The organism is Acetobacter pasteurianus subsp. pasteurianus LMG 1262 = NBRC 106471 (assembly GCF_000285275.1).
GTDB lineage: Bacteria > Pseudomonadota > Alphaproteobacteria > Acetobacterales > Acetobacteraceae > Acetobacter > Acetobacter pasteurianus.
In genome coordinates, this window is the sequence record NZ_CADO01000013.1 from 1 (window position 1) to 15033 (window position 15033).

11 protein-coding genes and 1 pseudogene are annotated in these 15033 nt (G+C 45.5%); 6 read left to right on the plus strand and 6 right to left on the minus strand.

Annotated features, from left to right (window positions below; all coding sequences use genetic code 11):
- Window positions 1-297, minus strand: a pseudogene (locus APA10_RS04035) (hypothetical protein); the annotation flags it as partial.
- Between the two features lie 353 nt (window positions 298-650).
- Between APA10_RS04035 and APA10_RS14835 the strand changes: the two are divergent.
- Window positions 651-983 (plus strand): hypothetical protein, encoded by a 333-nt coding sequence (locus APA10_RS14835; RefSeq protein WP_155116671.1) that lies wholly within the window; start codon window positions 651-653, stop codon window positions 981-983.
- A 193-nt stretch (window positions 984-1176) separates the two neighbouring features.
- On the opposite strand, the gene cydB is transcribed toward APA10_RS14835, so the two are convergent.
- Both cydB and APA10_RS04050 read right to left on the minus strand, forming a co-directional pair.
- Window positions 1177-2193, minus strand: coding sequence for a cytochrome d ubiquinol oxidase subunit II (cydB, locus tag APA10_RS04045; protein WP_003629352.1), 1017 nt, complete (start codon window positions 2191-2193; stop codon window positions 1177-1179).
- A gap of 5 nt (window positions 2194-2198) precedes the next feature.
- Window positions 2199-3632, minus strand: a complete 1434-nt coding sequence (locus APA10_RS04050; RefSeq protein ID WP_003629351.1) for a cytochrome ubiquinol oxidase subunit I — start codon at window positions 3630-3632, stop codon at window positions 2199-2201.
- Window positions 3633-3966: 334 nt separating this feature from the next.
- Here APA10_RS04050 and APA10_RS04055 point away from each other — a divergent pair, with 334 nt between their 5' ends.
- From APA10_RS04055 to APA10_RS04070, 4 genes are all read left to right on the plus strand, one after another.
- Window positions 3967-4998: a Dyp-type peroxidase gene (locus tag APA10_RS04055; RefSeq protein ID WP_035365784.1), complete on the plus strand. Its 1032-nt coding sequence runs from the start codon at window positions 3967-3969 to the stop codon at window positions 4996-4998.
- Window position 4999: 1 nt separating this feature from the next.
- The gene (locus APA10_RS04060) at window positions 5000-5794 is read left to right on the plus strand and encodes a family 1 encapsulin nanocompartment shell protein (RefSeq protein ID WP_003629349.1); all 795 of its coding nucleotides are present in this window, start codon (window positions 5000-5002) and stop codon (window positions 5792-5794) included.
- 432 nt (window positions 5795-6226) lie between these two features.
- Window positions 6227-7717, plus strand: coding sequence for an amino acid permease (locus APA10_RS04065; protein WP_373862312.1), 1491 nt, complete (start codon window positions 6227-6229; stop codon window positions 7715-7717).
- Window positions 7717-8709, plus strand: coding sequence for a hypothetical protein (locus APA10_RS04070; protein ID WP_014457319.1), 993 nt, complete (start codon window positions 7717-7719; stop codon window positions 8707-8709). Before APA10_RS04065 ends, APA10_RS04070 begins: the two co-directional genes overlap by 1 nt.
- 87 nt (window positions 8710-8796) lie before the next feature.
- Here APA10_RS04070 and APA10_RS04075 read toward each other — a convergent pair whose 3' ends face one another.
- From APA10_RS04075 to APA10_RS04085, 3 genes are all read right to left on the minus strand, one after another.
- Window positions 8797-11235 carry a membrane-bound PQQ-dependent dehydrogenase, glucose/quinate/shikimate family gene (locus APA10_RS04075; protein ID WP_003629346.1) on the minus strand — a complete coding sequence of 813 codons (2439 nt, stop codon included), beginning with the start codon at window positions 11233-11235 and terminating at the stop codon, window positions 8797-8799.
- 455 nt (window positions 11236-11690) lie between these two features.
- Entirely contained in the window at window positions 11691-12080 is a 390-nt protein-coding gene (locus tag APA10_RS04080; RefSeq protein WP_003629345.1) for a tautomerase family protein, read from the minus strand.
- Window positions 12081-12120: 40 nt separating this feature from the next.
- Window positions 12121-13470 (minus strand): aspartate aminotransferase family protein, encoded by a 1350-nt coding sequence (locus tag APA10_RS04085; protein WP_003629344.1) that lies wholly within the window; start codon window positions 13468-13470, stop codon window positions 12121-12123.
- A 133-nt stretch (window positions 13471-13603) separates the two neighbouring features.
- Between APA10_RS04085 and APA10_RS04090 the strand changes: the two genes are divergently transcribed.
- Entirely contained in the window at window positions 13604-15016 is a 1413-nt protein-coding gene (locus APA10_RS04090) for an aminotransferase-like domain-containing protein (RefSeq protein ID WP_003629343.1), read from the plus strand.
- Window positions 15017-15033: the final 17 nt, after the last annotated feature.

Consider the following 15033-nt stretch of genomic DNA (forward strand, 5'->3'; position numbering starts at 1 on the left):
ATAACGCGGTATCGCCCACGCTACATCATCCCAATGACGTCTCACAACCTGACACGTAGCAAAAGTTGCAATCAGGCGGGTTGCAGCATCATCCGATGGAAAAAAGACCTGCCCCAGCGTGACAGCAATATAACCATAGACACCAAAGTCGAACCACTCCATGGCATTACCCAAGGCAGCTGCGCCCACTGCCTTATTTAACATCTGGGCATCAACAACAGTAATGTCCTGCGGCTTCATCTGTTTACGGCGCTTAAACCAACCAAAATGCGCGTGCGCCGTTCCAGAATCCTTCATAAAATATTCCCTCACCTCTTATTTCATACGTAATGTGCATCTAAAATATTATCATTGTGCAGAAATTTATTCAATATTTTTCTAAGTTATACTATTTTATGATATTTTGTTTGGTTATTTCATTTATACATTTGAAAACAATACTTTAAATAACGTTAGTATACCCATTGAATGCAAAACAAACTCATACCTTAGAAACGAAATACCAGTATGAATGTTGCATTCTTCGTGAATGAAAAATTCTTTGCGTTCACCGAGGAACGCCACATATCCATGAACAGTTATATAGAGGCTTCTGTTTTGATGGGCCTCTCCATTCTTTTCTGCCTATACTCAGCAAAGAGAAATACCTCATGTCACGCATAAAACAGATCATATATACAGGAATGGCTTTGGGGTATCTGACAATGCCAGCTTTTGCACAAAGCGCTCCTAAACCGCAAAAGGCGGCCTCCACGCCGCAATCTTCCATGTATTCAGATGGAACAGGCGATAATATGATCGATAAGCTTAACAATGCTCAGCTCGACCAAAATTACCAAGGGCCTTATTATTTACCTGGGCAAAAAATCCCGCCCTTTAAAAGTACACCACGCAGCCAATTAGAAAATGCTGACACTGTTTCAAAAAACAACAAAGATAATTCTGCAAAACAACTAAGAGAGAATACTATTATTTCAAAATAAAACACATTTTTAAGGTATTCCCCTGCTTCCTGCAAAGCAGGGGAGTTTCAAACTTACCTATTTGGGAATCATCAGGTGCAATAAAGAGGCCCCGGCAAAAAACACTGCGGTGCTTAGCGTCCAGATAGCTACAAACCATCCAATCCGTGCCCCGATATTCTTTGGGGCACCATCTCCATTTCCCTGAACAATTTTAGTGATAGGCATCTGTTTCCGTTACCTTTCCGCGAAACACACGATAGGAATAAATTGTGTAGGTTAGGATAATTGGTAGCAGAATAACTGTGCCAACAAGCTGGAACAATTGGCTACTTGGGGGAGCCGAAACATCCCAAAGTGTTAGACCGGGCGGAACGATATAAGGCCAAACCGTAATACCCAAACCGGAAAGACATAAAAAGAACCAGCCGAGCGCGCATAGAAATGGGCCTTTGGAATGTTCATGTCTTAAGCCACGCACGAACAGAACACCCAACACAGCCACAAGAACCGGCACAGGAAGAACAAAAACAATATTTGGCCAATCTGTCCAACGGCGCAAATAAGGTGCATGCAACAGTGGCGTCCACAAGCTGACGGCCACAATCCCTACAAACAACCCGATGGCCAGCTTACTCGCCCAGCGGCGGCAAGATGCTTCTAACGCTCCGGTCGTGCGCCAAATCAGCCAGGTCGCTCCTAACAAAGCATAACCACACATCACGGCCAGGCCGCATAGAATGCTAAAAGGCGTCAGCCAATCAAGCCCACTTCCGGCAAAAGCACCATCAACAACTTTTACGCCCTGAACAACGCCCCCAAGAATGGCCCCCTGACAAAATGCAGCAATGCCAGACCCAGCCATGAAACCGACATTCCATAACTTCTCGCGGCCTGTCCCATGCGTCATGACCCGAAATTCAAATGCTACGCCACGAAAAATCAGCGCTAGCAGCATAAGAATGATCGGGAGGTAAAAAGCCGGCAAAAGCGTGCCATATGCTCCCGGAAATACACCGTAAAGCACAGCCCCACCCAGCACCATCCATGTTTCATTGCCATCCCATACTGGCGCAATGGTGCTCACCATCACATTGCGGCGGCCGGGGTCACGCTCCAATGCAAACAGCATGCCAATGCCAAGATCAAAACCATCCAGAATGACGTAGATTGAAATAGCCGCCACCAAGATAACGGCCCATATAATCGGGAGCCAATATGTAAGATCCATTATATTCAAGCCCCTTTACCAGAAGTAGATTCGATAACTTCCGGATGCATACGTTCTGCCAAAATGTCGGATGCATTGGCGGAGCTGGTTTCCTGCTCACCTTCCTGCGGTGCATGCCCCAGTTGGCGCACCAAAATGCCAATGCCAGAACCAAACACAATCACATACACCACAACAAAGGCTGTCATTGTTACAGCCATGCTGGGCAGCATAATTGGTGAAACACTTTGCGATGTTCTGAGCAGCCCATAAACTGTCCAAGGCTGCCGTCCCACTTCCGTGGTAACCCAACCGCAGAGTAAGGCAAGAAAACCTGCTGGTGCCATACACACCGCGACACGGTGGAATACAGCGTTCGTAAACAGGGTGCGTGTACGCCGTAGCCACAAAGACCAGAAGCCAACCAACATCATGAGCACACCAAGTGCGACCATGATACGGAAGGAAAAGAAAATAACCTGTGAGGGCGGACGTTGATCGCGCGGGAAGTCTTTCAACCCCGGCACTTTACCTTCCAGGCTATGCGTTAAAATCAGGGAGCCAAGCAGCGGAATCTTTACGGCGTAATCCGTATGCTCGGTTTTCATGTTGGGAATGCCAAATAACAGCTCCGGCGCACGGGCGGTGGAATCCCAATCCCCTTCCATAGCTGCAATTTTTGCTGGCTGATATTTCAAGGTATTCAGGCCATGCGCATCACCTGCCATGATCTGTAAAGGTGCCACAATAGCTGCCATCCACATGGCCATGGAAAACATGGTGCGTACAGGAGCTGTAGCGGCTTTGCCTTCTCGCCGCGCCTTGAGCATATGCCATGCACCTGTTGCACCAACAATAAAGGCAACAGACAAAAAAGCCGCCAACCCCATATGGACCAAACGGAATGGAAAAGACGGATTAAAGATAATGGCCAACCAATCTGCTGGCATAAAACGCCCTGTTGCAGGATCTATCATATAGCCACGCGGCGTTTGCATCCATGAATTGGAAGACAAAATCCACGTCATGGAAATCAAAGTACCGACTGATACGCAGCACGTAGCCGCAAAATGCAACTTGCGCCCAACCTTGTTCATGCCGAACAGCATGATGCCAAGAAACCCAGCCTCAAGGAAAAAGGCTGTCATAACCTCATAAGACAAAAGAACCCCTGTAATAGGTCCTGCCTTTTGAGAAAAAACCGACCAGTTCGTGCCGAATTCATACGACATTACCAAACCGGAAACGACGCCCATACCAAAAACGATTGAAAATACCTTGATCCAGTAACGATACAGATCAAGAAAAACAGAACGTCCGGTTTTCAGCCAGCATCCTTCCAATACAGCCAAATAGGCCGCCAGCCCGATTGAAAAGGCCGGAAAGATGATATGAACACCTACAGTAAAGGCAAACTGGAAGCGCGCCAAAAGAAGCGCAATATCATGCGCAGGTTGCATAGGTTCTTTCCAAACTTATAATTGTGGTATTTTGACCGAAAATTGACGTTGGATATCAATAAAAAATCTATCTATACGTCATAAATGCTATGAATACGCATTATACACCGGAAACAACACCACCATGATTTGGTATTTATGCTAAATCAATAACAAGCGTTCGTCCAAGACCTTTTATTTATCTTATGATAAAAGATACTTATCATGAAAAATTATTATCTGATGGATGTGTTTATTTGACACCACCTTCCATCTTGCCACCAATATTCATCTGCCTATGCTAGGCATCCGTTGCGATTATATAACGCGTCATGCATTCAGGAGTTCCCTCACAGTGGTTACACCGCAGCCAGTTGATACGAAATTAACACAATCGGCCCTTTTTCTTGTGATGACCCTGAATGATGCCCCCACGGTGCGCACTCAGGTTCTGGATCTGCTTGGTGATATTTCTTCACTTGTACGAGGTGTCGGATTTCGTATTCCTGATGGCAAATTAAGCTGTATTACCGGGATTGGTTCAAACGCATGGGATCTGCTTTTTGGCGCACCACGCCCCAAAGAACTTCATCCTTTTCAGGAAATTAACGGTGTTCATCACGCCCCTTCCACACCGGGGGATCTCCTGTTCCATATCCGCGCTACGCGTATGGATTTATGCTTTGAACTTGCAACGGCTCTTACTTCCCGCTTGGAAGGTGTCGCAAAGGTTGTAGATGAAGTGCATGGTTTTAAGTATTTTGATGCACGAGATCTACTTGGTTTTGTTGATGGCACCGAAAACCCAACCGGGCAGGCAGCTTTTGCGGCAACCGTTATTGGAAATGAAGATCCATCATTTACAGGCGGCAGTTACGTTATTGTTCAGAAATACCTGCATGATCTTAAAAAATGGGATGCCATTCCAACTGAAGTGCAGGAACACATTATCGGCCGCAAAAAAGTATCCGACATAGAATTACCTGAAGCCGCAAAACCCAGCTACGCGCACAATGTTCTGACCAACATTGAAGAAAACGGGCAGCAGCTTCAGATTGTGCGTGACAACATGCCTTTTGGAGAAGTGGGCAAGGGAGAGTTTGGCACATACTTTATTGGCTATGCACGCTCCCCTGCACGCACAGAGCAAATGTTACAAAATATGTTTATCGGAAAGCCTCCGGGCAATTACGATAGAATCCTGGATGTCAGCACTGCGGTAACGGGATCTCTCTTCTTTATTCCCACAAGTGAATTTCTTGACGATGCTCCCAACATGAGCACAGAAAATACACAGGCATCTCCAGAACCTGTAACGGCTCCCCCTCTCCCCAAAGCTCTACACGGTTCTCTTGGCATTGGATCATTAAACAATAAGGACGCCTAACATGAACAACCTGCATAAACATCTCGCCCCCATTTCCCACGCAGCTTGGGCCGAAATTGAACAAGAAGCTTCTCGCACCATCCGCCGCAATCTGGCTGGCCGGCGCGTGGTTGATACACCAGAACCCAAAGGGACAGCATTTTCCAGCGTTGGCACGGGCCGTAACAAACAGATCCAGCCCCCAAGCGATGGCATACAGGCTGTGCAGCGTGAAGTGTTGCCTGTTATTGAACTGCGTGTGCCCTTTACCTTATCACGCGCAGAAATTGATGCTGTAGAGCGTGGCTCTCTAGATTCTGATTGGCAGCCGGTTAAGGATGCCGCCCAGAAAATTGCCTTTGCAGAAGACCGTGCCATTTTCGATGGCTATACCGCCGCTGGCATAACGGGCATTCGGCAAGGGTCATCCAACCCTCATACAAAACTGCCAACTTCTGCAAAAGATTACCCTCGAGCCATTACAAGTGCGTTGGATACATTGCGCCTTGCTGGTGTGAACGGCCCTTATGCCCTCGTGCTTGGTACAAAAGCTTATCAAGCCGTGAGCGGCGGAGATGATGTCGGCTACCCCGTGCTCAAGCATATTGAAAGCCTGATTGAAGGAGAACCTATCTGGGCCCCAGCTATTGAAGGCGCCTTTGTTATCTCCAAACGTGGTGGAGATTTACAGCTTGATATCGGTCAGGACTTTTCCATCGGTTATCTAAGCCATACGGCAGAAACCGTTGAATTATATCTTCAGGAAAGCTTCACTTTCCGTGTGCTTGCAAGCGAAGCAACTGTTTGCATCGCGTAACTTTTTAGAGAGGTGTCGTAGCTCTCTTATTGTAAATAGCACGACACCTCACTTAAACATCCAATAAATATCACTATTTATCCTATTTTATGAATTAACAATTTATTTGTATTTACCAAAAACAATTTCCGATTTAGATATTATAATATATTTTTGATTACGATATATAATACATAAAAAAATTTTTACTTTTTTATATTCAGATTAATTCAAGTAAATAAAAATAAAATAGATTGAATAACGCATGTATACTCCAATAAACTATGTGTAGTTTATTTTTATGAAACAACTTATACATCAAATCTGCGGCATTTCGATTCTGCAATGACTTCCCTGATCTTGCGATTACTGTTATTGCATTATCGAAACAAGGTGCGTTCCATAAAATATATTGCAGATTTCGCACTGTCTGTTGTCATGGAGATAGAAATTTTGGACACAAAAACTTCTTCATCCCACCCCCTTCAACAGACTTCAGAAGGATACAAACAAGCTTTAGGCAAACGTCAGATCCAAATGATCTCCATAGGAGGTGCTATTGGAACTGGTCTTTTCCTTGGTGCCGGAAGCAGGCTTCAGGCCGTAGGCCCTTCTCTTGCTATCGTTTATCTGGTTTGCGGCATTTTTTCCTTCCTGATGCTCAGAGCATTGGGGGAACTGGTTATGTACCGGCCTACCAGCGGTAGTTTTGTTTCCTACGCGCTGGAATTTCTGGGGCCTCGCGCGTCTTATGTAGCGGGTGCACTCTCATTCTTCAGCTGGGCCATGACGGGTATTGTCGATATTACTGCCATAGCCCTTTACATGCATTTCTGGGGCGTATTTGCGGCCGTCCCGCAATGGGTTATGGCGCTAATGGCTCTTATGGTTATTACATCAATGAATCTTATTGGTGTAAAATGGTTCGGCGAGATGGAGTTTTGGTTCTCGCTTATTAAAGTTGCCGCACTTTTGATTTTTCTTGTTGTTGGAAGTGCTGTTTTAGGCTTGCGTGTTCCGATTGATGGACACACAACTGGCCTGCAGTTGATTACTGAACATGGTGGCCTGTTCCCTCATGGGGCCCTACCCGCACTTGCTTTGATGCAAGGTGTTGTATTCGCCTATTTTGGCATTGAGATGATTGGCACTGCCGCTGGTGAATGCCAGAATGTGCGTGAAATTCTGCCTTCTGCCATCAACAATGTTATTTGGCGGATTATTATTTTTTACGTTGGTACCGTTACTCTTCTTGTGCTGCTTCTGCCGTGGTCATCTTATCAGGCAGGGATTAGCCCATTTGTAACGTTCTTTTCCAAACTTGGTGTTCCGGGGGTAGATTCCCTCATGAACATCGTGGTGCTCACCGCGGCACTCTCCAGCCTGAACTCTGGCCTTTATTCCACTGGCCGAGTGCTTCGGGCTCTGGCACTTAACGGTTCTGCACCACGTTACTTAACGCGTATGAACAAACAATCTGTTCCTGCCGCAGCCATTCTTACAACTGTTGCCATTTATCTAGTTGGCGTTGGGTTGAACTATCTTCTGCCATCACAAATTTTTGAAATCGTACTTAATATGGCATCTTTGGGAATTATCAGCACCTGGTGCTTTATTCTCTTATGCCAGATCAAATTACGTCAGGCTATTAAAGCTGGTCGCATTGCCCCTACAGGTTTTGCAATGCCCGGGGCCCCGTTTACATCCTGGTTAAGCATTGTGTTTTTCCTCTGCATTTTACTGCTGATGGCACTGGATTACCCAACTGGCACAATGTCTATTGCCGCTATTCCATTATTGGCTGTTGTACTCCTTATCGGATGGAAAACCTCCAACCAGAAACCACACGATATTGTTCCACAGACACTCTCCTCGGTGGAACTTACTGATGATGCAGACTTTCCATGTGCGGAAAACAATCAAGTTTCCAAGGAGCACATTTGATGAGCACCATTTTCAGGAATTTTTCTTACAAACCTTTGCGTTTTCTTCTACCCCTTGCCTTATCTGCCATTACTGTAACCACATACTCTCATAGCGCTTACGCTGCCGATCAGTGGTACACAGGGTCTCTGGTTTCTCCATCGGGCCCTCTCTCTAAACAGGGTATGTTCCTATTAGAACCTTATATGTACTACTCTGTGCCTTCAGGTATGATCGGGCCGCACAATAATAATGTGCCCATGTCCTCCCCACGTCAGCAATCGGTTACCAGCTTTACCATTTACCGATATGCCTTAACCGATTACCTGAGCATTCAGACCACTCCGGCCATCAGTTATCGGTGGAAGCATGGTGATACAACCAGCAGCGGCCTGAAAATTGGGGATGTGCCCGTTGACCTGATGTGGCGCTATCTTACAGCAGACCCCAAACGGTTTATTCCCACACTCAATTTGATTACCGGCGTTTCCTTTCCTACGGGTGATTACTCTCACCTCGGACGCGCACAAGATGGTGTTGGCAGTGGGGTTTACACATACCGCGCAACATTAACCGAACAATCCACATACACCATGCCCAATAACCACGAGTTGCGGCTACGGTTATGGGCCACGTTCCGGCGTGCACTGAATTCTGCTCATCTCAGAGACGTCACTAGTTATGGCACTACTCGCGGTTTCCGTGGTCACGGACAACCCGGCATGTATGGTGAAGCAGGGTTTTCCTTGGAATATGGCATTACGCAGAGATGGGTTTTTGCAATTGACGTAGCGCGAGATTGGGCCAATGGCTCTCGCTTAAAAGGGCACTATGCTTCTGGCCTGAAGGTAGATGAACTCAGTACTGGTTCGGGAGATTGGCAGGTTGCCCCTGCACTAGAGTACAACTGGACGCCCAATTATGGCGTTATTGCTGGTGTTTCCGTGTATTATGCGGGGCATAATACATCCCGCGTTGTATCACCACAGTTTGCCTTTAACGCATTATACTAAGTGAATTTATAAAACTCAGGGTTTAATCCCACAAAAAAATCCCCACTCATGAGTGGGGATTTTTCTTAGGCTTAGTGAGTAAATGCTTTATTTCTGCTCAGTGCCATCAGGCAGCGCATAGGCAATAATATAATCGCCTACATCTGGAGAATGGCTCATACCACCCGCAGAAATAACAACATATTCCTTACCCGTTTTGGGTGAACGATAGACCAGTGGCGCAGCTACGGCCCCAACAGGCAAACGTTCACGCCACACTTCCTTGCCATTGGCAGAATTAAGCGCCCGCAGATAATAATCCTGCGTTCCCGCAAAAAAGACTAACCCAGAAGCTGTGGAGGTTGGTCCCCCAAGCGTGGGCATGCCCATAGGAATTGGCAAATGGGTTTTAATACCCATTGGGCCCAGATCCTGTGTAGTGCCCATTGGCACCTGCCACAGCAATTTCTTGGTATGCAGGTCAATCGCACTCATAGTGCCAAAAGGCGGTGTGTTGCACGGCACCGCAAGTGGTGACTGAAGAATATCAATTCTTACACCAGAATAAGGCCCTGCAATTTGTGGGCGGATTGTGCCCATAAAGCCCGGCACCTCATCTGTAGATGACTTGTATTTTTTAGCTTCTTCATGCGTCACCAAAGACATACGCAGGGGCATACGCATGTCATTTACAAACATAACGCCCTTAGCTTCATCAATAGAGATACCGCCCCAGTTCATACCACCCAAAAGGCTCGGCCATTCAATGTAAGGTTTTTCACCCGGTGGGGTAAAAGGCCCTTCATAAACAGAGTTCTTGAACATGATCCGGCAATAAAGCTGATCAAACGTACTGACACCCCACATAGCGCTTTCTGTAAGCGGATCTGCACCAATAACGGGCATCCCTACCGAGAAAGGTTGTGTAGGAGAAAGATGCTCGCCCTGTGCGGATGGAGACGTTGCAACCTTACGTTCCTGCACCTCTGTCACTGGAGTACCTGTCCGACGATCCACAACAAAAATATGACCAGTTTTTGTGGTCTGGATCAGTGCTGGAACTTTTTCACCCTGAGCATTTGTAACCGTATACAGCACAGGCTGAGAAGGCAGATCATAATCCCATACATCGTGATGAACTGTTTGAAAAACCCATTTGGTTTTACCGGTTGCTGCATCCACAGCCACAATGGCAGCACCAAACTTTTCTTTTACAGCATCACGGTCCCCACCCCAGTAATCTGGTGGGCCATTGCCTGTAGGCAAATACACAAGATTGAGTTCTTTATCATATGTCGGGATCGTCCACACATTGGGTGTTTCCAATGTATAGGTCTGCCCTTCTGGCGGTGCGCCAGTGTTGTCCGGATGGCCAACATCCCACGCCCAAACCAAGGAACCATTCCGCACATCATATGCACGCACAACGCCCGAAGGCTCACCGTGCACGATATCACGCACCCAGCCACCAATAACAGCTACATGCCCCATAACCACAGGCATAGATGTTGGATGGTAGCGTTTGCCCCGTTCTACCGGCCCCATCTGCGGTTTAAGATCAACCGCACCATCAACGCCAAAACCAGCGCACGGTGTGCCTGTATGGGCGTCTAACACAATAAAGCGGGCATCTACCGTTGAAACCAGAATACGTTGCCGGCACATCTGTGCTGAATCAGCAATTTTTTCAGCTTCGGTGAGTGATGCATCTTTATCAATATCATAATAACCAACACCGCGGCATGTTATATGCTCTGCGCTGTGGGCCTTAGGATCAAACTTCCAGATCGGTTTGCCCGTATCAGCATCCAATGCTGTAATAAGATTTTCTGGTGTACAGGAATACAGTACATTTCCAATCTGTTCAGGCGTGTTTTCGTCAACACCTATGCCTGCACCCTGTATCCGCCTGCCCGTATGATACACCCATGCGACTTTTAGTTTATCAACATTTTGCGGGGTGATTTGAGTATACGGTGCGTAACGCGTTCCTGCAGCATTTCTGCCAAAAAACTCCCAGTCTTCTGGCCCATCGGTTTTATCCACCTGTGCCAGCTCTGGATTTTTCTCCGCCACTTCTGGAGAAACAATCTGCCCATGCGGGTAAAATGCTTCAACAAGAGTAATGAGCAAACACCCCACAACACCCAAACCTGTAAAAACACTTCCGCGTCGCACAGATTGGCTGACATTAGAAAAAGTGGCGACCGCCCAAATATTCAGTGTGAATAAAATAGCTGGAACGACTAAACGCGGCAGTAAGGCCCAATACCCAAATTCTGGGGTATCATATACAGCCCACAAACACGTTGCGATAAACGTGCCTACAGCTACCAGCAAAGCATAACGCTTTTTTAGAAAAACAAGAATGGCAGCGGCAATATATGCCAAGCCTGCCAGAAGGTAATAAGCCGATCCTCCCAAAACCAGCAGTTGCAGCCCCCCATAGACAAGGGCGCATCCAGCAAGAATACTTATTAAAGAGAAAAAGGCGCGATAGATACCACCTAAAGATGGCTGGTGATCTGCGGGCTGAGTGTCAGCCATTTCATCACTCCAATAATATTAATGTCCGGCATATAAGCCGATACAAGGTTAATGACTGACAATCAGAAAAATTTTCTCTGACAAATGGCATAATAAAACTTTATGCCGTAAAGTTTGCCATGCTGGCTCTGAAGCGAACTACAGAACACCTTGATTTTCTGCCGCGACTAAAAATATCTCCCTACCTGCGAAGTAAGACCAAAAGAAAAAAGCAGGCTTTTCTGGTCCAAATTCATAGATATTGTCAAGCTAGGGGTATTTGGAAATTCTTCCAATATTTACAATATACTTTAGAAAATACTTCGGCATATCAAGACAAATTTATGCCTGCTATCAGGATTTTGATAATATGTTTGAAGTGACACTTTTTATATATAATTTAATAAAAAACAAATAACCCATGACCACACAGATAAATGCTGTATGATCACGGGCTTGAACTATAAATAATACCTTTAGAGTTCACCTGTCAAAAACTGAGCACGTCCATACCCAAAGCTCCAGTGTTCAGCAGAATTTTCCACAATGGATACCATGAGGTCCGAGGACTCTATACCGCATTTTTGCTGCAATGCTTCTGCCAACAGACGATAAAACTCTGCAAACTGTTCTTTGGAACGTGGCCGAGATGTAACTTGAAGTAACACAAACTTGTTCGTGCGCGGGATATCTAGCCCGGTATCTTCAATAACCATATGGTTAACATCATGTTCAGAAACAATCTGATACCGATCACGCTCTGGCACCTTAAAAGCTGCCAGCATGGCTCCATGCGCAGCATCCAACAATGTGCGAATTTCTGCTGGATTGCGACCTTTAACAAGATGGAAGTGAAGAAGAGGCATAACAACTCCTTTGCAAAATTAATTTAATAGAAACAACTCTTTAACCAACAGCTTCAAGCACTTTACGGAACGAGGCAATCATACCTCGCAATTCCTGCTCTGAGGCGACAAAAGGAGGACCAAAAGAAACCGTATCCCCTGTACAACGCAGCAAAAGCCCCTGACGTAAACCTTCCTCAAACACCGCAGACCATCGAGCTCCGGGCTTTCCCTCTATTGGCTTCATATCTACGGCTGCAGTCAAACCGATGTTACGGATATCAGAAACACAGGGAAGATCCTTCAGACCATGAACTTCTTCTTCCAGAACAGGTTCCAGCGCACGCACACGGGCAAAAATATCTTCACTTTCCATAATATCGAGCACAACATGCCCTACTGCCGCTGCCAAAGGGTGCCCAGAATACGTATATCCATGACAAAATTCTATGGCACTTTCAGGACCTGTCATAAATGTGTTGTAAATTTCATCTGTAACAATCACTCCTCCCATAGGCACCACACCGTTTGTAACCGCCTTGGCAAAAGTGATGATATCTGGCTTTACCCCAAATCTCTGGGCGGCAAACGGGGCACCCATACGCCCAAACCCGGTAATCACTTCATCAAAAATAAGAAGGATGCCGTTTTGCGTACAAATTTCGCGCAGACGTTCCAAATACCCTACAGGCGGAACCAACACGCCTGTCGATCCCTGTACGGGTTCAACAATAACTGCGGCAATTGTAGAGGCATCATGCAAAGCCACCAGACGCTGCAAATCTTCCGCCCGTTCCGCACCCCATGTTGGTTGACCATGTGAAAAAGCTGCATATTCCGGTTCATAGGGGTGCCGAAGATGATCCACTCCAGGCATCATACACGGTGCAAACATCTTACGGTTAGATACAATGCCTCCAACAGACATGCCACCAAACCCGACACCATGATACCCGCGCTCACGCCCTATCATACGAAAGCGATTGCCTTCACCTTTGATACGATGAAACCCCAAAGCCACTTTTAATGCTGTATCAACAGATTCTGAACCTGAATTTGCAAAAAATACATGGTTCATTCCCTCAGGGGCCATCTCTGCGATACGCTCAGCAAGACTTATGGCTCCAGGATGCGTCATCTGAAAACTTGGAGCAAAATCCAAGGTTTCCACCTGTGTTTTAACAGCTTCTGCAATACGCGGGTGAGCGTGTCCCAAAGGCGTACACCATAAGCCTGAAAGCGTATCCAGCAAACGTGTGCCATTGATAGACGTATAATAAATACCTTCTGCTTTTGTAAGCATCCGGGGTTCCGGATCAGCACGCAATAACCTATTGCTTGTAAAAGGCTGCCAGTAAGTGCCCTTACGCGCCTCATTTACAGAATCAAAATTGCTGCTCATGTCTACCATTGCGTGGGTTCCATCATAATGATGTGTTCAAACTGCCGCCCAACACGGAAGTCAGTAAATAACCGTAACAAAACACCACACGTTATGATATGTACAGAATCATCATCTCGTCTGGAATCTGTACAGGTGTGAAATGTCCATCTTCCACTCTGCTTTTCTTCAATCCAAATCCAGCGCAAAAGAGCCGGTCACAAACCAGATTGTTCATTTTATACAAGGGGAAATTGAGAAAGGACATATAGCTCTGGATGATCGCCTGCCTTCCATTCGAATGCTGGCAGACCTTTATTCTGTCAGCCATGTAACGGCCGCCAGTGTGTATAATAAACTATCTGAGAATGGATATATTAAATCTAAAAATCGTAGCGGATATTATGTAATAAAAAATCCCGTATTACCTTCCTGCACACAATCATCCTTCAATCCTGATTGGCTCTTACAGCATGCTTATGAAGACACATCACCACACATTAAAGCAGGTGGTGGATGGCTTTCTGAACAGCAAATATTTACATCGTCTATTCAAAAATCTTTAAAAAATATAGCACAATCAAATTTAATACCATCCCTTATGGAGTATGGAGATCCTGCTGGGTTGCGACCTTTGCGAACGGCTATTCGCAACCTTCTGGAACGTAGAAATATACATACAATAGAAAACAGTATTACTCTTACACATGGAGCCAGCCAAGCGCTTGAACTCTCCTTACGAGCATGTACGCAGCCCGGAGACATCGTGCTGGTTGATGACCCTGGCTATTGTAACCTCTACCTTTTACTCCAAAACCTGAACTTACGTGCTGTTGGCATTCCATATACCAAAGAAGGTCCAGATACTGATGCGTTATTAGAAATACAGCATCAGACAAAGGCCCAAGTTATGGTTACAACATCAGTTTTACACAACCCAACAGGAATTTGCACATCTCTTGATAATATTTATAAAATAAACGAAATTTCAAAAAAAATAGGTCTTATCTTAATCGAAGACAATATTTTTCTTGATCTCGCGCCAATACGTCAACCCTGCTTATCGCAAGGAAACAATAATAATGTTATTCATATAGGAAGTTTTTCTAAAACAATTGGTCCCGGTTTACGGGTTGGGTATGTTATTGCTCCCACTGCCATAACACAAAAAATTCTCTCTTATAAAATGTCAATTAGCCTCACAACCCCACAAATAAATGAAATGATTGTGCACAATATTTTAAAAAGTGGTTTATATATTAGTCATTTATCAGACTTACGAGAGCAACTTTTTCAAAACCAAAAAAAAGTATCAAATGCTCTCAAATCTTCCGGCCTTGAAGTTTATAATAGACCAATGGGAGGATTATTTATCTGGGCGCGATTTGCATTTGATATATCTCCTTTAAAAATCACACAAATAGCAGCTGAAAATAATATCCTTCTGGCTCCTGGGTATCTATTTCGCCCTAACCAAGCACCATCACAATGGTTTCGCTTTAACGTAACTTTATCAGATAAAGCAGAACTATATACATTTTTGAAAAATACGACCCGCATATATTCACATACATAAGGGCGCAAGATGTACAG